Source organism: Gilvimarinus sp. F26214L (genome assembly GCF_054401055.1).
In genome coordinates this window covers 148,330-167,807 of the sequence record NZ_JBTIYG010000004.1, presented here as the reverse complement: position 1 = coordinate 167,807, position 19,478 = coordinate 148,330, and the positions used below count along the sequence as shown (strand labels likewise).

Sequence of the window (19,478 nt, the reverse complement as noted above, 5' to 3'; positions counted from 1 at the left end):
GCCATATTGTTGGTGCTCTCGAGCATTCCCGTGCGGGGGTCGAAAACCATCGGCATAGGCGCTTCAGCGCGGGTCATTTCCGTAATGTCAGCGGTCATCTAAAGTACAACTCCTTTCGTACGGACTCCCGGTTTCCGGTCGCCTGGGCTCGTGTCGCAGAGCCAGGGGCCAGATCCAAAGCTACCGGGTTGCAGGGACAATGGCGCCATCGTTGTGACGCGGTTCACACCAGACCGGCAGGAGGGAATATTGTTCCGCTGGAGTTGCAAGAGGCGAGATGGGGGAGGAACTGCCAAGTGGGGGATCTGTGGTCGCTCCGGGTTGGGTCACTGCAGACGGGGGTAGATATACAGGAAGAATGCGCCGTATCCGAAGTAGACAAAGAACATCAGTCCGCAGAAGCACATTAGAGAGAACTGGATTTTGCTGGCCATGATTGTGGCTTTGCTGACGCGGGGGATTTTATCCAACCCTTTGAAACGCTTCTTCTTCGACAATCCCGGGGCGGCAAACAAGCAGATGTACGTTAGGGTCTTCCAATAGTTGAATGGCCACACAAGGGCGTTCATTTGTTCCGACTTTCTAAAAAAGGGCTCTCGTAGCAAAACGTCGTCGTACTTGGAAAGCACACGATGGAGGGCGATCCACAAGACAAAGACGATGGCTGCGAGTAGAAAACATATTGCCAGGATAACCAGAAAACCGGAGAAAATGTCGAAATCACCAGTGCCATTTCCCATCTATTGCTGACCTTTGTTCCCATTGATATTAAAGGGCTGATAGCGCTGCGCTGGACAGTTTCGGTGCAGAAGCTCTCAGATTTTCGAAATTTCCGGGCGCACACAGGGTGCTTACGCCCAGGTTTCCGGAAAGATCAATTTTCCGGCCTGAGGCATCGTAAAGCTGGGTCGCAACTTTCCCTCCAGCATACCCCGCGAGCGCTCCTCCGACTCCTATTACTAATGTACCAACCCAGCCGAGAGGGGTGGCCATCAACGCAATCGCAATAGCCGCGCCTAATCCATAGATTAAACCGCCTCCGAGTCCACCCAAGCTCTCCACCAAAATCTCATTCTTCATCCCCACATCATCCGTCTGGGAGATCTCATGACAAGCGATCCCCAAACCCACAACGGACAAAGCAACCCCGCCGCGTGAGGCAATCTTGGAGACACGCTTCATCTTCGTGATCTGCTGGGTAATGGGCTGGGTGGGTGCTGTGCCGCTCTTGCGGGAGATGCGCAACACCTCATTGGGGCTGCGGGTTCCGTTGACAAGGAAGTTGGTTGGCCCAAGGCGCTTGGTGAGCTGCTTGAGCACCTTGCTACGCTGGTAATCGTACCGACCTTTTGTGATACCACCGCGCTTGTACTCTTCGTAATTTTCGACCATCTCGCTGAGCAGGGGCGAAGCGCCTTTGAAGGTGCGGTCAATGGCCGAAAGGTTCGCTGAGCCAGCTCCCAGCGTGAGCTTGGCCAACCCGATCTGCAATCCCCGCTCCTCCGGGCTGGACGCGGACCAGTCTCGCTCCAGGGTAGGGAACCAGTCCTCAAGGGAATAAACCGGTCGGTCGGGAATGGGGCAGTACTGGGCGGGCACTTCCAGTTTGATCAACTGACCTGGCCGAATGAAGTTCGGGTTTTTGACCGTCGGGTTGGCGGCCTGGATGGAGCGGATAATCTCCTGGCGCCGCGGCGGTGAGACGGCACCGTAGTAGCGGTGGACAATGGCACTGAGTGTGTCGCCTGCTTTTACGGAGTAGGCGACTACATCTGTAGGCTCCTTCATGGAAATAGTGGACATGATTGCTCTTCCTTGTGACGTTCCTGGGGGCTCCTTTGGTGCAGCGAATTATGACGCCCAATACACTCCGGCTCATCAGAATAAAGTTGTAGATTGGCCGGGCGGAACCGGTGCGGCACTGAGCACCAGGTTGAACCCCAGCTACCAGCAGGACACTGATGGATTGGCGATCATGCAGCGTTTACGCACCTTGGCCACGTCCGTGCTATCGAACCCTCAAGTACCCAAGATACCGCCCCCGAATCTCCCGCACGTGGTTCACCGGTTCGCTGCCGCGCACATAGCCAAAGCGAGCGTTTTTGTAATGCTCCGGCTCGGACAGCAGTAACATGGCCTCTTCATGCAGGTTCCTCTCGCATCTTTTGACAGAACCCTCGCGTGGCCCGCCGTGGCTCTGCCTCCTATGCCTTGAAAAAGCGATGCGCCCTCTGAATGGACTCCATCGTTTGATTGTCAATGCCTGCCTCGGCAGCGAAGTGCGGCCAGTTCAGTATGGCATCGCGGATTTCGTTGATTATCCCTTTGGCTCGACTGGGGCGGAGGTTTGCGTGGGTCGCCACCACTAGAAGATCATCGATAGTAATTTCTTCGCGCTTACCATTGATGCTCATCTGGCGGCGCGCTGTCCACTCGCCCTCCGGGTTGTAGCTGTAGATGACGTCAAATGCCGGCGACAAGCGCCATTCGCCCCGTCTGTCCATGAGAAATGCAATGTTCTTCGTGTGGTCGTCCTGGTTGCGGGCCATCACGTTGAAAACCATCCGCCGAAACTGCTCCTCCAGCGCGACCCTCTCAAGGGGCATTCGTAACTGCTTGATAACCTGCAGTGCCTGGACGTAGCTGTAGGCTCCTGCCTGGTTGAAATCGTAGTGCGCCATAGCGCACAGCGACTGCATGTGAAGCTTTTCACCAGCCTCGTCGCGGTCAAAGCGCTTCGTCATAAAATGTGCTCTACCGTTTTCTTCCTCTAATCGGCAGGGACTCATCGTGATTCCAGCCGCAGTAGCCATCAGGTAGTACGCATATTCAATGCGCCCGTATCCCAGTGGGTCCGCGAGGCGTTCCTTGTCCCGATTCTCGGCGACACCATCGAACTTCAGCAGCCAATACTCAAACCCATCAGGTGCGCTTACCTGTCCAGACCGCACCTCGCCAGTCGCCGGATTCCAGGCAATCATCGCTTTGGCCCGCGCTCCGCCAGCAGAGGATCCGACGGAGATTATCTGTCGCATTCCCTCTTCCATGCCTCGCTCATCCGCAGGGGACAGGGTGGTATGCAGCTGTTCGCGCTTAATCAGAATGCGGTTTGCCAATCCCACCAGGGCCTCGAGATCAATGGACTCGGACTTGTGAACCGCGCCGTTTACCGCGGGCCGAAACTCGAGCGCCCCAATCCCGCGTCTCCCGATGTAGCACAGCCTCTCCACCGGGCTGAACGATGCCGCCTCTCTTCCCTGATCCGCCAACCACTGGTCGATCAGCATGTTCCCAAACTTATCGGGCAAGCTGTCGGCCAGCAGGCCAGGCAAGCCCTTGAAGGTTGTTCGGGGCAGTGCGGGAAAGCTTTTTACGCCCGGGCTTTTTGGCATAACGATCGGCGAGACTTCAACAGGGGCATCGAGAAAAGCTGGATCGTATTCGAAGTATCCCAGCTCGCGATCCCTGTCCCAGGTGACGGCCCCGATGCGCGTTCCCCACAAAATAACTTCCGCTGTCGTGACTTCACTCATTTTTCATCGTCCCATTTCCAGCCAGCGCTCGGCTTGCGCAGCTTCTTCGACTTGCGCACCCGCTGTTTTGGGCTCCCCCCCTGAACCTGCCGCAACGGACTTGGTGGCGGTGGCGGCAGGAAGCTGTCCAGCTGCTCAATGAGCCCCAACGCTCGCAGAATGGCGATGATCGACGCGAGAGTAGGGCTTATCTTGCCCAACTCCAGCCGCCCGATGGTGTTGAGTGCCACGCCAGACCGCTCGGCAAGCTCTTTCTGTGTCAATTCCGCATTGAGTCGAGCCTGCCTTAACCGGTGGCAGAGCTCATCGTGGACCTGCTGGTCGCTGGCAAGGGAAAAGTTGAATGTCATAAGACACACTATAGTGGGCAGTGGATTGAGATAGGACCGATAATACGCATCATAAGGGGTATTGCAAGCGTTGTCGGGTAATTACTTTAAAGCACATGATAGTGGGCATAAAGTCGGTTATGCGCTGTAAAACTCATCATCGTGGCTTTTAGGAAAATGGCCAAAGGGAAGCACTATTGGCGCCGGTTGAGCCCGGTACTTCTGCTGGCCCAGATTCTCCTGAGCATTTGCCGTGAGACGGTGAACTTGACGGGATAAGAAGCGAGTAAGGCGCCAATGATGAAGAATGAAACGACCCGCCAGCGGGTCCAGATCAAGTAACCTAGCCGAAAGCTTGATCCAGAAGCTTTCGCAGGGCCAAGGCCTGCTCCTCCAGCACCGCTGAATAATTGGTCCGCAAGCCAAGCGGCACCTGGCAGTCATTCGCGTCAGCGAGAGATTGCATACCGCAGAGGGCCAGTAGCTTGTCCATTTGCAGGTAGATTTGGTCTTCTAGTTCGGCTTTTTGGCGATTGAGCAAACCCGGCGACGCTTTCATGATCTCTCCTATTTGGCTCCGGTTGGTGTGGGCAGCCATCCTAGCCAGCTGCTTGGAGCCAAAACAAACAAGTTAGCCGTTTGGGCTCATTCGTTGGCTGTTTGGGCCAAGCAGGCGCGGCAGGTGAGATTGAAGTAGCGGTCCCGTCGTCCAGGCCCGAAATTACGCTTATTAGCTTCCAGACTGGTGGCACAGAAACCCACCTAGGGCTATCCTTAATGGTTGAGTTGCGGGTCTATCTCTTTGATCCAGCGATCATTTTTACGCCAGCTAAGGGATCTAGGCGCCAGATGCCCACCCTTGGCAGGTTTCTGCACAAAAAGTAATCACCCGCACAGCAGGGAACGTGGTAATGACCGAAGTAAGCAAAGCTAAGAAAACCAAATCCCCCGCCAAGCGCAAAGCCGCCCCCAAACCCCAAAAATCCTTCGAGCAAACCCTCTGGGATACCGCCGACAAGCTGCGCGGCAGTGTGGAATCCTCCGAATACAAGCACGTGGTGCTGTCCCTCATCTTCCTCAAATTCATCAGCGACAAGTTCGAGGCCCGCAAGCAAGAGCTGATTGCCGAAGGGCAGGGCGACTACGTGGACATGGTGGAGTTCTACACCATGAAAAACGTCTTCTACCTGCCGGCGGAATCCCGCTGGGAGTACATCGCCAACAACGCCAAGCAGGACGATATTGCGCTGAAAATCGACACCGCCCTGCACACCGTGGAGAAGAACAACAAAACCCTGCGCGGCGCACTGCCGGATAACTACTTCTCCCGCCTGGGGCTGGACGTCAGCAAGCTGGCCGCGCTCATCGACTCCATCAACAACATCGACACCATCGTCGACGCCGAAAATGATGTGGTGGGCCGCGTCTACGAATACTTCCTCGGCCACTTTGCCGCCACCGAAGGCAAAGGCGGGGGCGAGTTCTACACGCCCAAGTGCGTGGTCAACCTCATTGCGGAAATGATCGAACCCTACCAGGGCAAAATCTACGACCCCTGCTGCGGCAGCGGCGGCATGTTCGTCCAGTCCGTCAAATTTGTGGAAAACCACCAGGGCAACAAAAAAGACATTTCCATCTACGGCCAGGAGCAAACCAGCACCACCTACAAACTGGCGAAAATGAACCTGGCCATTCGCGGCATTGCCGCCAACCTGGGCGAAGTACCGGCGGACACCTTCTTCAAGGACCAGCACCCGGACCTGAAGGCGGACTTCATCATGGCCAACCCGCCCTTCAACCTGAAGGAATGGCGCGGCCCCGACGAACTCACCGACGACCCCCGCTGGGCCGGCTACGAAGTTCCTCCAACCGGCAACGCCAACTACGCCTGGATACTGCACATGATCAGCAAGCTATCCGAAAACGGCGTTGCGGGTTTTGTCATGGCCAACGGTTCCATGAGCACCAACACCAGTGGCGAAGGCAAGATTCGCCAGAAGATTATCGAAAACGATCTGGTGGACTGCATGATCGCCCTGCCGGGCCAGCTCTTCTACACCACCCAAATCCCCGTCTGCCTCTGGTTCCTCACCAAAAACAAAAAGGCCGAAGTCATCCCCGGCCACAGCGACAGCAACCACCGCAACCGTCAGGGCGAAACCCTTTTCATCGACGCCCGCAACATGGGCAGCATGATCGACCGCACTCACAAGGAACTCACCACCGAGGACATCGCGGAAATCGCCCGTACCTACCACGCCTGGCGGGGTGAAGCGAAGGATGGCAAGTACGAGGATGTGCCCGGCTTCTGCAAATCCGTCACCATTGAAGACATAAAAGCCAATGATTATGTGCTTACCCCCGGTCGCTATGTGGGCGCGGCGGCAGTGGAAGATGATGGGGAAGTGTTTGAGGAGAAGATGCGGGCGTTGACCCAGACGCTTTACAAGCAGATGGAGGAAGGGGAGAAGTTGGATGCGGTGATTCGACGCAATTTGGAGGCGTTGGGTTATGAGGAGTGAGTGGCCAACCACGACTCTCGGTGCACTTGCCGAAGCGAGTGCGTTCGGTCCGCGTTTTAGCAGCAAAGAATACGCGGATAACGGAAACATAGCCTGTTTGCGGACAAAAGACATAAGTGCAGACGGCAGGATCGATTTTCCGAGTATGCCGCTAGCGGAGTTAAATGAAAAAGCATTCAGATCTCATTACTTGCAGAAGGATGACTTGGTTATCACGAGGACTGGGAGAGTCGGGACCGTGGCTGTCTTTACGGAATTCGACCGACCGGTAGTTCCGGGTGCCTTCTTGATCAGATACAGGTTGAGAAGGTCCGTGGCAAATCCATGGTTCTATCGCTATTTTTTCAATAGCACAACGGGCCAGCAGCTCATCCAGACCGTGGCAACTGGATCAGTTCAACAAAACCTGAATATAACCAATTTGAATACCCTTGAAGTCCCGATACCTCCACTAAACGTTCAAAACGGTATCCTCCGGATTTTGGCGAGTCTTGACAACAAAATCGAACTCAACCGCCAAATCAACACCACCCTCGAATCCATGGCCCAGGCCCTGTTCAAAAGCTGGTTTGTGGATTTCGATCCGGTCATCGACAACATGCTCGCCGCCGGAAAGCCCATCCCTGAAGCCCTGCAAGCCAAAGCCCAGCGCCGCGCCGCCCTCGGCGACCAGCGCCAACCCCTGCCAGCGGACATCCAGCAACTATTCCCCAGCGACTTCGTATTCACCGAGGAACTGGGCTGGGTGCCGGAGGGGTGGGAGGTCAGCACTGTCGGCGAGCAGGTCGAAACAACCGGAGGAGGTACACCGAGCACAAAAAACGCGGACTACTGGGAATATGGAACTCATGCTTTCTGTACCCCGAAGGACATGTCGAATTTGTCCTCCTGGGTGTTGATGGATACCGAACGGCACCTGACGGATGCTGGCGTGGCCAGAATTTCATCGGGACAACTACCGTCTGGCAACGGTATTGATGTCATCCCGTGCACCGATCGGATATTTGGCAATTAGCGATATTCCTGTTTCGGTGAATCAAGGCATTATTGCAATGCTCCCAAACTCCACCTTCGGCCCGCTCTACCTACTCAATTGGGCAAGATCGAACATGGAAAAAGTCAAAGACCGTGCGAACGGGAGTACGTTTCTTGAGATCAGCAAGAAGAACTTCAGGCCTATCCCATTTCTGGTGCCCGATGGCCAAATTGCTGCGTTTTTCAATCAACAGAGCGAGCCGATGCTGTCAAAGCTGCTATTGATTTCGGAGCAGACGACCACGTTGACGTCAATTAGAGATTCGCTGCTTCCGAAGCTTCTGTCCGGCCAACTCCGAATCCCCGAAGCGGAAACGCAAATCGCCGAAGTGGTGTGATTTGAGAAGAGGGTAGTGGTAGCGGACCAGAAGTACCTGAGAATGATCAAAGACATAACGATCAGAACAAACAAGGAGATCAAGGAATGAAGTTTGATATGTCGATTACAGACAACTATGCATCCTTCGTCGATAAGGAAACCGGAGTTGCCGTATTCGTGGATTCCTTCGACAACAAGGAATTCGATGTGCGGATCGGCAGCATCGACGCCTCGGAACCAGCTGGAACGATTCGCGCCAGCAGTTCCGAGGAGCTTAATCGCAAGCTGACTGAGATTTTTCAGCAATTCCAGGACGGAAAAGGAGAATAATCATGGGAATCGCACTGGACGAAATCGGCACGCTGGAAGCGGTACTTAACGAAAAATTTAAGAAAGATAACCTGCGATTCAAATTCTCGATTCATTTTGTGCGAGACAGAATGAACGACCCAAGGAACGATCCGGCAATAACCATCACGGAGCTACAGGGTATATTCAATCGGCTTACTACGATTCACCTTGGCAAACTGCTGCGCCTCCAGCACAACGATACATTCAATGTGCGCTGCCGCCGTACGGACATCAATATCCCATGCGCCATGTCCAGGCAGCCCGACCAATCCGGACGCAGTCAGCGAGAGGTTATTGCAATCACGGTGATGCGCAAGAAAGACTTTGTCTCAAAGGATGAAATCGAGTTCGAAGTGTGAGCATCAACGGAAAACTATCCATGAAGTTTGACGAACCCAAACTGGAAGCGGCGATTGTCAGCCTGCTGGGCGAACAGAACTATCCGCATACGCCCGGTGGCACGCTGGAGCGCGCTCCTCAAGAGGTATTGCTGAAGGATGACCTGCGCAAGTTCCTGGCCCGCCGCTACAAAGGCGATGGCATTACCCCCGGCGAAATTGAGGCCGTAATCAACCGGTTGGATCGCCTCCCGGCTGCTGACCTTTACGACAGCAACAAAACCATCCACAAAATGGTGGCTGATGGCTTCCTCCTAAAAAGGGAGCCGCGCAGTGATAACAAGAACCGCCTCCAGAAAGACCTCTACATCCAGTTGATCGACTATGCGGGCCTGCCGGAGCAGCGGAGGCCAAAGGAGGGCGAGGTGGAGACCGTTATTGCCGAGAAGCAGGGCGGGTACGAGGACGGCAATATCTACCGGCTGGTCACCCAGATGGAGATCGAGGGCGGCAACCTGCGCATCCCCGATGCCATCCTCTATATCAACGGTATCCCCCTGGTGGTCCTCGAGTTCAAAAGCGCCATCCGCGAAAACGCCACCATCTTCGATGCCTGGAAGCAGCTCACCGTCCGCTATGCCCGGGACATTCCCGAGTTGATGAAGTACAACGCGCTTTGCGTGATAAGCGACGGGGTGAACTCCCGAATGGGCTCGTTGTTTGCCCCCTACGATTTCTACTACACCTGGCGCAAGGTCACCGGCAACGAAGCCATTGACCAGGACGGCATCGACGCCCTGCATACCATGCTCCAGGGCCTGTTCCACAAGTCCCGCCTGCGGGAGGTCATCCGGCACTTTATCTACTTCCCGGATGTTTCCAAGGCCGAGGCGAAAATCGTCTGCCGCTACCCCCAGTTTTACGCCGCCACCAAGCTGTACCGCAATATCCTCGAGCACCGCAAACCTGACGGGGACGGCAAGGGCGGTACCTACTTTGGCGCCACCGGCTGCGGCAAAAGTTTTACCATGCTCTTCCTTACCCGTTTGCTGATGAAGAGCGTGGACTTCGCCAGCCCCACCATTGTGCTGATTACCGACCGTACGGACCTGGACGACCAGCTCTCCGCCCAGTTCACCAACGCCAAGGAGTATATCGGCGATAACACCGTGGTCAGCGTGGAAAGCCGTGCGGACCTGCGCGAGCGCTTGAAGGGCCGCAGCAGCGGCGGTGTGTTTCTCACCACCATCCACAAATTCACCGAGGATACGGAGCTGCTCACTGAACGGAGTAATGTCATCTGCATCAGCGACGAGGCCCACCGCAGCCAGATCAACCTGGACCAGAAGGTCCGCGTAACGGACAAGGGCGTGAAACGCACCTTCGGTTTCGCCAAATACCTCCACGATTCTCTGCCCAATGCCACCTACGTGGGCTTTACCGGTACGCCCATCGACGCAACGCTGGACGTGTTCGGCGAGGTGGTGGACAGCTACACCATGACCGAATCCGTGAAGGACGAGATCACCGTGCGCATCGTTTACGAGGGCCGCGCCGCCAAGGTGATACTGGATAATGACAGGCTTCAGGAAATCGAAGACTACTATGCCCAGTGCGCGGAGCAGGGTACCAACGACTATCAGATCGAAGAGAGCAAAAAGGCCAGCGCCAATATGAAGGCCATCCTCGGCGATCCGGACCGGATCAAGGCGCTGGCCATCGACTTCGTCCACCATTACGAAAAGCGCATTGAGGAAGGTGCCACGGTCAAAGGCAAGGCGCTGTTCGTCAGCAGCAGCCGTGAGATTGCCTACGCCTTCTGGCAGGAAGTGGTGAACCTTCGGCCCCAATGGAATGAGGTGCTGGCGGCGGAAGAGGGCGCCGAGCTAACGGAGAAAGAGAAAAAAGAGATCAAGCCCATGGAGCGGATCAAGATGATCATGACCCGTGGCAAGGATGACGAGAAGGACCTCTACAACATGCTGGGCTCGAAGGAACACCGCACGGAGCTGGACCGGCAGTTCAAGAACCCCAAGTCCAACTTCAAAATCGCCATTGTGGTGGACATGTGGCTCACGGGCTTCGACGTTCCCTTTCTCGATACCATCTACATCGACAAGCCCATCCAGCGCCACAACCTGATCCAGACCATCTCCCGCGTCAACCGCAAGTACGAGGGCAAGGATAAAGGCCTGGTGGTGGACTACATCGGTATCAAGAAGCAGATGAACCTGGCCCTGGCCCACTACAACAAGGCGGACCAGCAAAACATCGAGGAAATCGCCCAATCCGTCATTGTGGTCAAGGACCATCTCGATTTGCTGGGCAAGATCTTCCACAAATTTGATAGCGGCCCCTATTTCACCGGCAGCCCCGTGGAGCAGCTCAACTGCCTCAACATGGCCGCCGAATACGTTCAGATCACCGACAAGATAGAAAAACGCTTCATGGCCCTGGTCAAGCGCCTCAAGGCTGCCTACGACATCTGCTGCGGCTCCGAAGCCATCACCCAGCCCGAGCGTGACCTGATCCACTTCTACCTGGCCATTCGCTCCATCGTCTTCAAACTCACCAAGGGCGATGCCCCTGACATCTCCCAAATGAACGCCCGCGTCCGCGAAATGATCGCCGAGGCCCTCAAAGCCGACGGAGTCGAAGAAATCTTCAAACTGGGCGAAGACCAGGGCGAGGAGATGGACATATTCGCCGACGACTACCTCGCCAAGATCGAGAAGATCAAACTCCCAAACACCAAAATCAAACTCCTCCAAAAACTGCTTGCCCAGGCCATTGAGGACTTCAAAAAGGTCAACAAGACCCAGGCCATCGACTTCGCCGAGAAGTTTCGCAAGCTGGTGGACCACTACAACGAACGCAAAGAAGACGACGTTCTGGTCAGTAACGTCCTGGAAGATTTCTCCGACGAAATTATCGACTTGATTCAGGCGCTGAAAAAGGAAAAGGAATCCTTCGCCGATCTGGGCATCGACCTGGAAGAAAAAGCCTTTTACGACATCCTGAAGAAGCTCGCCAACCGGTATGACTTCACTTATCCGGAAGACAAGCTGCTGGCGTTATCCAAAGCCGTGAAGGCTGTGGTGGATGACAAAGCCAGGTACACCGATTGGAACCAGCGCGCCGACATCAAGGCGGAGCTGAAGGTGGACCTGATTCTGGTTCTGGCGGAGCACGGCTACCCGCCAGTGGATCGGGATGAGGTTTACAAAGAGATCTTTGAACAGGCGGAGAACTTCAAGAGGTTTAGGGCCCACGTCTGACAAGCAGGCTCTACGATTTCAGTCGTTCGTTTCGAACAGGGTTAGTTATGTACCAAATCGATACCAACCAGAACACCATCCAAGCTTTGCAGAAGATGGATTTCTCGCAGCTGGGTTTTCGCGAGCGAGATCACCTGCAGGAGTGGTTGGCAGCTAACCCGCAGGCCCTCGGGGAAGATCTGCTGATCATTCAGAAAGAGTTTGATGGATTCGCGGATACTCGTGAGCGCCTGGACCTGCTGGCGCTTGATAAGGCGGGAAATCTGGTTGTGATCGAGAACAAACTCGATGACTCAGGTCGGGACGTGGTATGGCAAGCACTCAAGTATGTTTCGTATTGTTCGAGTCTCAGCAAGCGTCAGATTGCGACGATCTACCAGACCTACCTGGACAAATTAGGTCCGGGGGAGAACGCTGAAATCAAGCTTACTGAGTTCTTCGGGGGTGTCGAGTTTGATGATTTGATCCTGAATAGTGGACAAGGCCAACGAATCATTCTCGTGGCCGCCAACTTCCGAAAGGAGGTGACTTCCACAGCGCTCTGGCTACGCAGCCACCGCATCGATCTACGCTGTGTTCGGGCTACCGCGTATTCCCTGGGTGAGTCCCTTTTCTTGTCGCTGGACCAGATTATTCCTGTCAAAGAAGCCGAAGAATACATGATCAGCATTAACCAGAAGGAGGAGCAGGAGCGGGAGGATAAGTCCGGCTCCCCAAATCGTATTCGCGTGCGGCGGGCCTTCTGGGAGCAGTTTCTCCCACAATTGCACAAGAGCGGTACTCGGGCTTTCGCAGATGCGGTTCCTGGTCCGCATCGGTATCTTCGTGAAGCCCTGCCAGGCCGTGGATTGTTCGTGGTTCTGGAGTTCAAACAGCACGAACTCGAGGTGCGGCTTGTCTTCCGTGGAAAGTCAGGCCTGGCAGTTTACGAACGGTTGGATGTGGCGGGCCTGAGAAATCGGCTAGGGACGGAAATTGAAGATATCGACGTGAGAGGCAAGGCCCGCAAGCTATCGATCCGGAACCGGGTCAGTGCGTTTGACGAGGCGAACTGGCCAACCTGTAACCAATGGCTGATCAGTACTTTGATCAATCTACTCAACGCTGCACGACCCGCGTTTGATGAGTTGAGCATTTCGATTCCTTAACGAGAGGTCATGCTGAGATCCTTGTTGCCGCGGCTGGCGATCGACAACGAGATTTGAGGCAGCTGCAGCCAGCTGCATATGCAACGATCACAAATACGGACACTATATAATGATTAAGACAGAACCAGATTCGCTTCCTCGCTACGATGACCTCTTTGAACCAGCGTTGCGCTATCTGTCCGATGCAGGAGTGACCGCGTGGCGGAGTATGGAGAGGCCAATCGCGGACGTCTTTGGTCTCTCGGACGAAGCCCTTGCGATCGAGTACAGCTCCGGGAACGGCACTATTTTCCTGGACAGATTGTCCTGGTGTCTCAGCTACTTAACAAACAGCGGACTGCTGAGCAGGCCAAAGCGGGGGCACTACGAGATCACGGAGCTCGGGCGACAGTTTCTGGACAAACCTGACGACATCAAACCATTCGTGAAGCAGACGGTTGCGGAGCGGAGTCGTGCCAAGCAGGCAGCGAAGGGATCAACACCCGCCCCGCAGATCGATGCCGACGAACAGACGCCACAAGAACAGATGCTGAGCGCTTATGAATCAATTCGCGGGGCGGTGTATGAGCAGATTCTAGACACGATCCTTAGCAAATCGCCCTTTGAGTTCGAAAAACTGGTTGTGAAGCTTTTGGATCGAATGGGCTACGGGGGGAAGATCGACGATGCCTTGCAGGTTACGAAGATGTCCAATGATGGCGGCATTGACGGCATAATTAAAGAGGATGTGTTGGGCCTTGGGCGCATTCATTTGCAGGCGAAGCGTTACCGACGAGATATCGGGGTCGGGCGGGACGATATCCAGAAGTTCGTCGGCGCGCTCGCTGTGGCCCAGTCCCAGAAGGGCGTTTTTATTACCACTTCGTACTTTTCAGCCGGCGCTGTCCAGTATGCAGAAAGTCTGAACGGCACCACAACACTTGTATTGGTCGATGGAGACCAGCTTGCGCAGTATATCTACGACTACGGCTTGGGTATGCAAGCGGAGCAAACGCTGACGGTCAAAAAGCTGGACACCGACTTCTGGGATGAGATGTTGGACGAGGTTAAGAGTAGCTGAGGGAAAGGACAGACGAGTCGGACCGGTTTCCGAGTTTGCCATCATCATCCAGATCAATAAGATTTGGCGCTCTGCGCCTGAGGGCTGCTCGCCCTTCTGCACCGCTCTGAACAACGCTTACTATCGACCAGTTCAGCGCTGGTACTTCATTTTATAAGTCTAAAATAACGGAGAATCGCAGTGTCCCGAGGCCTAGCAAGTGTATTGATAATTCATTTAGTAGTCATGCTTTTCGGGTGTGGCGGCGGAGGCGGGGGAGGCGGAAATGGTGGCGGTGGCGGCTCAGATGGAGCCACGAACGACACTGTCCCCGACGCGTTCTCATTTTTAGACCATGACGATGTAAGACGGTCAACTGTTATTCAATCCAATGCGGTGGCCATTACCGGCATCGACGCACCGGCGCGAATCAGCATTGAAGGTGGTGAATACTCTATCGATGGAGGTGGCTTTACCAGTGGAACTGGAACTATCGTCAATAATCAGCGAGTTGTTCTGCGGCAGACCTCCTCGGGCCAGTTCTCGACGACGACCAACGCTGTTCTGTCGGTGGGCGGTGTATCCGGAGGCTTTAAGGTAACGACAGTCTCCGAAGACACTGTTCCGGAGAGCTTTTCTTTCGACAGCGCTGACGATGCGGAAAGGAGTACGTTCTATACATCTAATGCAATTATCATCGGTGGAATTAACAACAGTACAAAAGTGAGCATTACCGGCGGCGAGTATTCCGTTGATGGTGCTGAGTTCACTTCCGATCCCGATCTGGTCCGCGAAGGGCAGTCGGTGACTGTGCGATTGCAAAGTTCCGAGGCATTTGAAAGCACCTCCATCACAACTCTTCGTATTGGGGGAATCGCAGGTGATTTCACGGTAACGACGCGGACCGCGGACGCCACGCCCGATCCTTTTTCATTTGTAGCCCTTGATGGGATGTGTACAGACACGGTATACGAGTCGAACGCTATCACTGTGGGTGGCCTGGAGGTCGAGGCGCCGATCTCTGTTGTGCGTGGCGAGTATTCTGTTAATGGTGGCCCCTTCGCGGTTGATCCTGCGTCCGTCGCTAACGGGGATTCGGTCATCGTCCGGCAGGTGAGTTCAAGTGATCTTTCAGCGGTCAGTCGCGCAGAGCTTACGATCGGCAACACGTCTGAAGAGTTTTCCGTTACGACATTCGATGCTCTAGACACGGACCCGCCCGTGGTGAATGTGGCGTTTCCCCCGGCTTTATCGACGACAAGTGAAACCAGCGTGCTTGTGCGAGGCGAGGCAAGCGACATTTGCGGAATCAGCAGTATCCAGGTTAATGGCATCGAGGCACAATCGACCGATGATTTTCTCACCTGGGAAGTGGACGTCCCACTCATCCGAGGTGGCAACGAACTGACCGTTGAGGCAACCGATGCGCGTTCGAATACGGACGCCAACGCCGCTCGGGTGGCAATTAAGAGCTCAATCGACATAACGCTTGTAACGGGGTTCGCCTATGACAGCATGAATGATCAGTTTTTTGTCGTAGATGCGGAGTTGGGCAGTCTGCTAACGGTGGATGCGGTTACTGGCATGGTTTCGACTGTTTCGAGTGACACTGTCGGAACGGGGGTGCCGCTCGCGGAACCGAGGCGTGTGGTATTTGATGTTCTGAGTGATACCTTGTATGTGACTGACTTTGGGTTGCCGGGAATTGTTCGGATCGACCTGGCAACAGGGCACCGTGCCGAGGTGTCGGGCCCCAGTGTTGGCGCTGGTGACCCACTGGTGTCACCACATCATCTTCAGTTCGACTCATCTAACCATGATTTGCTAGTGCTGGATCAGAATTCGTACAGCTTGGTGCGCGTGGACATTACCACGGGTGATCGAACCTTTTTCGACTTTGAGACGGCCGGAAATCCGTTGAGTTACGTAAGATCACTTGCGTTGGATGCGAATAACAACCTGGTCTATTTGACAAACGAACAGGCAATTATGTCAGTAGACTTGACCTCCGGCTTATTTAGGAGGGTCTCCGACAACGCTCGTGGAGCGGGCGAGTATCCATGGGGATACAGCGATCTGACGTTTGACGATGCAAGCGGACAAATCCTGGTGATCGACAGTCAGGATGGTCACTCGCGCCTCCTGCAAGTCGACCCGGCCACTGGAAACCGGACGTTGTACGCTGAATTCGACCGGGATGGCGATTCGCCCAAAATGCCAGTGGCCATAGAGGTCGACGAAGCGAGCGCGCGTGTTTTCTTGGCAGAAATGATCGGCTCTGTCCTTGAGCTTGATCAGACAACTTTGAGCAGAGCGCGAGTGCCTTTGGGGTTGGATATCGGCGACGGCTACCGTTTTGGGCGCGTTAGTGACATGGTCCTGGATCAGAGCAACGATCGTCTGCTATTGGTCGATACCGGGATTAATGATGGAGCGCTCGGTAGGGGCCTGGATTCGGTAGGGACGGTCGATTTGGCTAATGGCAATCGCACCGTCATTTCGGATTTAGATCGGGGTACAGGTGACAACTTCGAATTCGCGATCTCGGTGGCGATCGATCCGAGGACCGGCAATGTCTTTGTGGCCGACTCGGGGAACTATCACTTGGACAACGAAGCTATTCGGCTGGTTGATCCAGCTACCGGTGACCGTAGCGTCTTTGTTGAGGGGGTTACCGGCCAGTTGCTTTTTGATGAGATCCACGGGCGCTTAGTATTGCGACAAGGTGCTGACACGCTGGCGCTGGACCCCGTCACGGGAGAGATAACGGAGATTTCGGGCGGCACAACGGGAAGCGGGGTGGTCTTACAAGGCGTTAGAGGTGTGTCCTTGGACGCTGCCGGGCAGCTACTTTACGCAAGCCATTCCTATTTGGGACGATTTGTATCAAAAGTAGACCTGACGACAGGCGTGGCCTCGATCGTTTCGAGCGAGGATATAGGCGATGGCCCTCCTTTGTATGACATAAATGGCATTGCCTTCGATCCGCTGCGAGGACGATTAGTGACCGTTCATTCCACTGAAGTGGTGGGAAAACAAAGTCGCATAATCCTGATTGACCCGGGTAGTGGTGATCGGACGATTTTGTACGATGACGCAATCGGGAATGGTCCCATGCCGCACACGCCCACGAATGTTCTAGTTAGCTGGGATGGGAGTATGTACTTCATCAACGACACCGCACGGGACGCCATATTTGCGGTTGATCCGGTGAACGGAAATCGCGTAATTGTATCGAAGTAGGAATTTTCCCGTGGAATTCATGGGCCTGCTTTCGACGTTGATGGATATGATACCGCATGCGTCCTTCCTTACGGCGCTTGTGTCGGTATTGGTGATGGTTTTCGAGATTGCGGCTCTGTCATTCGCTTATCATTGGATAGTTCAGGCTCGAGAAGGGCAGAGCGGGACACCGATACACGATTGAAGATTCACCGACCGCAGCGATGGAAGGGGACAAACATGAAGAAAATAATACTGACCTCCCTTGCAATCATCTGCGGTATCGCGCTGGTGCTTTCCTGGCGAGAGGCCGGCCATGGTACGGGGCCAAGAGTCTCATCTGGAGATCCAGCCGGACCCACGCGTGAAGTTGCTCTGGTCTCCAACGCGGTGGGCGGAACGGTCTCTGTTGTTGATCTGGAGAGCTTTCAGGTCCTAAAGACCTTGAATGTCATCCCCGACGGGCCGAAGGTGTCGCTTCTCCGCGATCCGATGCAGTGGTATGCCCAGGATATGATCGAAGGGCGGGGCGGCTTGAATTACGCTCAGGACACGGATCTGTCGAAGGACGGCACGGTGATGTTCGTATCCCGCGGATTCCTCGGTGATGTGATTGCGATGGATATTTCCTCCGGTGACATTCTGTGGCGGACACCTATTGCCGGAATCCGATCGGATCACATGGACATTTCTCCCAATGGCAAGCGTTTGTATGTGGCGGCGCTTATCCAATCCGGGAATATCGTGGAGGTCCTGGATACTGAATCGGGCAACAAGGTGGGCTCGTTCAAAACCGGACACTGGCCGCACGATATTCATGTGACGCCCGATGGTGCAGAGATCTACGTGGCCAGTCTCGGTGATATGCAGGTCGACGTCGCCAACCGGGGAAACAGCCCCGAGGCCTACACCATCACTGTGGCCGATGGAGATACCCTGGAGGTGCTGAAAGAATACCGGTTCGATTCTGGAGTTCGTCCATTCCAGCTCACCGAGGATGGCGGCACGATTTACGCCCAGCTCTCGAATACGCACGCCATTGTTGCTCGTGATTTGAGATCTGATACAACTACTGCTCGGATCGATCTGCCCGTGGCGGATGGAGTTACGGAAGGCGATTGGGATTTCGAGGCGCCTCACCACGGACTGGCTTTAACGCCCGATGAAAAAACGCTGTGCGCTGCCGGACGCGCTTCCGACTACGCGGGGATTGTCAATGCGGAGGATCTTTCGCTGGTCGCAACCGTTCCGGTCGGCGACGCGCCAAGCTGGGCCGAAGTTTCTGGCGATGGACGCCTTTGCATCCTGCCCAACAATCGCAGCGACGATGTTTCGATTGTCGATCTCCAACAGCAGACCGAGATCGCTCGCATTCCCGTCGGCCGTGGGCCGAAGCATGTGACCGTTGGATTCCTGCCGACCTCGGTCCTGATAAGCCTGCGAGAGGTCAAATAAGGAACCGTCGGTGGACATTTAAACGCGCTGCTATGTATAAACAGTAGGCGGCCGACCCGCTCACCAGCAGGGGAACACCATAATGACCACCCCGCCCAAGCCGGCCACTGTTCTGGCTTGCTCCTTTCAGAGTTTGCCGTACACTCTTCAGAAAACAGCCGTACGGACAACCCCATGCAGAACGAAACCAACAAGCTGACGATCCGCCTGCCTGTTCAGGACGTGGCTTTTGTTAAGCAGTACGCCAAAACACACGGGCTCACGGTGACTGAGGTCATCGACCGATACCTGCGCCGCATCCGTGCGCTGGAATCCCGGGAGCCTGCACCGGAATTGGATTTCATTAGCGGGATTTTGCCCCCAGACGTCGACCTCGAGGAGGAATACCGTCGGCACCAGATCGAGAAGCATTCCCGATGATTCTTGTGAATCTCAACGTGCTTCTGGATGTATTTCAAAAGCGCGAGCCACACTACCGAGCCTCCGCGGCTGTGCTGGAGAGGGTCGTCCGCCGGGAGGAGGGCGGGGCATTGGCCGCTCACGCAGTGACTACGGCCCATTACCTGATCTCGCGATGCCATAGCGGAAAGCGAGCCGGGGAAGCGGTGGACTGGTTACTGAAATACTTCGAAGTCGCCCCGGTTGGGCGCGGGGAGTTGGTCCGGGCCTTCCAGTTGGGCTGGGCCGACTTTGAGGATGCAGTGGTTGCTGCGGCGGCCGCGAGCGCTGCCTGCGAGGCTATCATCACGCGCAATGTCAAAGATTTCCGCGACTCTCCCGTAGCGGCACTCACACCGGAGGAGCACCTCCTGCATTCCGATTCGCATCAGCCGAACCAGATACAGAGCCCAGTGGCCGACTACCACCGTGAAGGAGGGAAGTGAGTCGGCAAGCGGCATCGTGCTTGCC

At 55.2% G+C, this 19,478-nt stretch carries 17 protein-coding genes; 12 read left to right on the top strand and 5 right to left on the bottom strand.

The genetic code is table 11. The features are described 5' to 3' along the window. Positions 1-326 precede the first annotated feature (326 nt). The 5 genes from ACURWW_RS06255 to ACURWW_RS06235 all read right to left on the bottom strand — a co-directional run bounded on the left by ACURWW_RS06255 (position 327) and on the right by ACURWW_RS06235 (position 4,421). On the bottom strand, positions 327-740 hold the full coding sequence (locus ACURWW_RS06255) for a hypothetical protein (protein ID WP_445615883.1): 414 nt from the start codon (positions 738-740) through the stop codon (positions 327-329). 28 nt (positions 741-768) lie between these two features. Next, positions 769-1,803 carry a LysM peptidoglycan-binding domain-containing protein gene (locus ACURWW_RS06250; RefSeq protein ID WP_445615884.1) on the bottom strand — a complete coding sequence of 345 codons (1,035 nt, stop codon included), beginning with the start codon at positions 1,801-1,803 and terminating at the stop codon, positions 769-771. 401 nt (positions 1,804-2,204) lie between these two features. Continuing rightward, positions 2,205-3,533, bottom strand: a complete 1,329-nt coding sequence (locus ACURWW_RS06245; RefSeq protein ID WP_445615886.1) for a type II toxin-antitoxin system HipA family toxin — start codon at positions 3,531-3,533, stop codon at positions 2,205-2,207. Further along, the gene (locus ACURWW_RS06240) at positions 3,530-3,883 is read right to left on the bottom strand and encodes a helix-turn-helix domain-containing protein (protein ID WP_445615888.1); all 354 of its coding nucleotides are present in this window, start codon (positions 3,881-3,883) and stop codon (positions 3,530-3,532) included. Before ACURWW_RS06240 ends, ACURWW_RS06245 begins: the two co-directional genes overlap by 4 nt. A 322-nt stretch (positions 3,884-4,205) precedes the next feature. Continuing rightward, on the bottom strand, positions 4,206-4,421 hold the full coding sequence (locus ACURWW_RS06235; RefSeq protein WP_445615890.1) for a hypothetical protein: 216 nt from the start codon (positions 4,419-4,421) through the stop codon (positions 4,206-4,208). 352 nt (positions 4,422-4,773) lie between these two features. Here ACURWW_RS06235 and ACURWW_RS06230 point away from each other — a divergent pair, with 352 nt between their 5' ends. The 12 genes from ACURWW_RS06230 to ACURWW_RS06175 all read left to right on the top strand — a co-directional run bounded on the left by ACURWW_RS06230 (position 4,774) and on the right by ACURWW_RS06175 (position 19,453). Further along, positions 4,774-6,384 (top strand): class I SAM-dependent DNA methyltransferase, encoded by a 1,611-nt coding sequence (locus tag ACURWW_RS06230; RefSeq protein ID WP_445615891.1) that lies wholly within the window; start codon positions 4,774-4,776, stop codon positions 6,382-6,384. Beyond that, on the top strand, positions 6,374-7,399 hold the full coding sequence (locus ACURWW_RS06225) for a restriction endonuclease subunit S (RefSeq protein WP_445615892.1): 1,026 nt from the start codon (positions 6,374-6,376) through the stop codon (positions 7,397-7,399). Before ACURWW_RS06230 ends, ACURWW_RS06225 begins: the two co-directional genes overlap by 11 nt. After that, positions 7,308-7,757, top strand: a complete 450-nt coding sequence (locus ACURWW_RS06220) for a restriction endonuclease subunit S (protein ID WP_458618449.1) — start codon at positions 7,308-7,310, stop codon at positions 7,755-7,757. The genes ACURWW_RS06225 and ACURWW_RS06220 overlap by 92 nt, the downstream gene beginning before the upstream one ends. An 86-nt stretch (positions 7,758-7,843) precedes the next feature. After that, positions 7,844-8,068 carry a hypothetical protein gene (locus ACURWW_RS06215; protein WP_445615894.1) on the top strand — a complete coding sequence of 75 codons (225 nt, stop codon included), beginning with the start codon at positions 7,844-7,846 and terminating at the stop codon, positions 8,066-8,068. Positions 8,069-8,070: 2 nt separating this feature from the next. Next, complete coding sequence (locus ACURWW_RS06210) at positions 8,071-8,448, top strand: hypothetical protein (RefSeq protein ID WP_445615895.1); 378 nt, start codon at positions 8,071-8,073, stop codon at positions 8,446-8,448. Between the two features lie 20 nt (positions 8,449-8,468). After that, a complete protein-coding gene (locus tag ACURWW_RS06205) occupies positions 8,469-11,705 on the top strand; it encodes a type I restriction endonuclease subunit R (protein WP_445615897.1) in 3,237 nt (1,078 codons plus the stop codon). A gap of 47 nt (positions 11,706-11,752) precedes the next feature. Further along, a complete protein-coding gene (locus ACURWW_RS06200) occupies positions 11,753-12,853 on the top strand; it encodes a DUF4268 domain-containing protein (protein ID WP_458618448.1) in 1,101 nt (366 codons plus the stop codon). Between the two features lie 109 nt (positions 12,854-12,962). Beyond that, the gene (locus ACURWW_RS06195) at positions 12,963-13,913 is read left to right on the top strand and encodes a restriction endonuclease (protein ID WP_445615899.1); all 951 of its coding nucleotides are present in this window, start codon (positions 12,963-12,965) and stop codon (positions 13,911-13,913) included. 204 nt (positions 13,914-14,117) lie between these two features. Then, the gene (locus ACURWW_RS06190; protein ID WP_445615900.1) at positions 14,118-17,135 is read left to right on the top strand and encodes a hypothetical protein; all 3,018 of its coding nucleotides are present in this window, start codon (positions 14,118-14,120) and stop codon (positions 17,133-17,135) included. A gap of 219 nt (positions 17,136-17,354) precedes the next feature. Beyond that, on the top strand, positions 17,355-18,569 hold the full coding sequence (locus ACURWW_RS06185; protein ID WP_445615902.1) for a YncE family protein: 1,215 nt from the start codon (positions 17,355-17,357) through the stop codon (positions 18,567-18,569). 174 nt (positions 18,570-18,743) lie between these two features. Beyond that, a complete protein-coding gene (locus ACURWW_RS06180; protein WP_445615903.1) occupies positions 18,744-18,989 on the top strand; it encodes a DUF6364 family protein in 246 nt (81 codons plus the stop codon). Continuing rightward, the gene (locus tag ACURWW_RS06175; RefSeq protein WP_445615905.1) at positions 18,986-19,453 is read left to right on the top strand and encodes a type II toxin-antitoxin system VapC family toxin; all 468 of its coding nucleotides are present in this window, start codon (positions 18,986-18,988) and stop codon (positions 19,451-19,453) included. The genes ACURWW_RS06180 and ACURWW_RS06175 overlap by 4 nt, the downstream gene beginning before the upstream one ends. Positions 19,454-19,478 lie beyond the last annotated feature (25 nt).

Excerpts from the sequence above, each read along its gene's own strand:
- ACURWW_RS06220 (WP_458618449.1), top strand. The coding sequence starts at position 7,308 with ATGCTGGCGTGGCCAGAATTTCATCGGGACAACTACCGTCTGGCAACG.
- ACURWW_RS06200 (WP_458618448.1), top strand. The coding sequence starts at position 11,753 with ATGTACCAAATCGATACCAACCAGAACACCATCCAAGCTTTGCAGAAG.
- ACURWW_RS06185 (WP_445615902.1), top strand. The coding sequence starts at position 17,355 with ATGAAGAAAATAATACTGACCTCCCTTGCAATCATCTGCGGTATCGCG.
- ACURWW_RS06180 (WP_445615903.1), top strand. The coding sequence starts at position 18,744 with ATGCAGAACGAAACCAACAAGCTGACGATCCGCCTGCCTGTTCAGGAC.
- ACURWW_RS06175 (WP_445615905.1), top strand. The coding sequence starts at position 18,986 with ATGATTCTTGTGAATCTCAACGTGCTTCTGGATGTATTTCAAAAGCGC.
- ACURWW_RS06195 (WP_445615899.1), top strand. The coding sequence starts at position 12,963 with ATGATTAAGACAGAACCAGATTCGCTTCCTCGCTACGATGACCTCTTT.
- ACURWW_RS06215 (WP_445615894.1), top strand. The coding sequence starts at position 7,844 with ATGAAGTTTGATATGTCGATTACAGACAACTATGCATCCTTCGTCGAT.
- ACURWW_RS06210 (WP_445615895.1), top strand. The coding sequence starts at position 8,071 with ATGGGAATCGCACTGGACGAAATCGGCACGCTGGAAGCGGTACTTAAC.
- ACURWW_RS06225 (WP_445615892.1), top strand. The coding sequence starts at position 6,374 with ATGAGGAGTGAGTGGCCAACCACGACTCTCGGTGCACTTGCCGAAGCG.
- ACURWW_RS06205 (WP_445615897.1), top strand. The coding sequence starts at position 8,469 with ATGAAGTTTGACGAACCCAAACTGGAAGCGGCGATTGTCAGCCTGCTG.
- ACURWW_RS06235 (WP_445615890.1), bottom strand. The coding sequence starts at position 4,421 with ATGAAAGCGTCGCCGGGTTTGCTCAATCGCCAAAAAGCCGAACTAGAA.
- ACURWW_RS06255 (WP_445615883.1), bottom strand. The coding sequence starts at position 740 with ATGGGAAATGGCACTGGTGATTTCGACATTTTCTCCGGTTTTCTGGTT.
- ACURWW_RS06250 (WP_445615884.1), bottom strand. The coding sequence starts at position 1,803 with ATGTCCACTATTTCCATGAAGGAGCCTACAGATGTAGTCGCCTACTCC.
- ACURWW_RS06240 (WP_445615888.1), bottom strand. The coding sequence starts at position 3,883 with ATGACATTCAACTTTTCCCTTGCCAGCGACCAGCAGGTCCACGATGAG.
- ACURWW_RS06245 (WP_445615886.1), bottom strand. The coding sequence starts at position 3,533 with ATGAGTGAAGTCACGACAGCGGAAGTTATTTTGTGGGGAACGCGCATC.
- ACURWW_RS06230 (WP_445615891.1), top strand. The coding sequence starts at position 4,774 with ATGACCGAAGTAAGCAAAGCTAAGAAAACCAAATCCCCCGCCAAGCGC.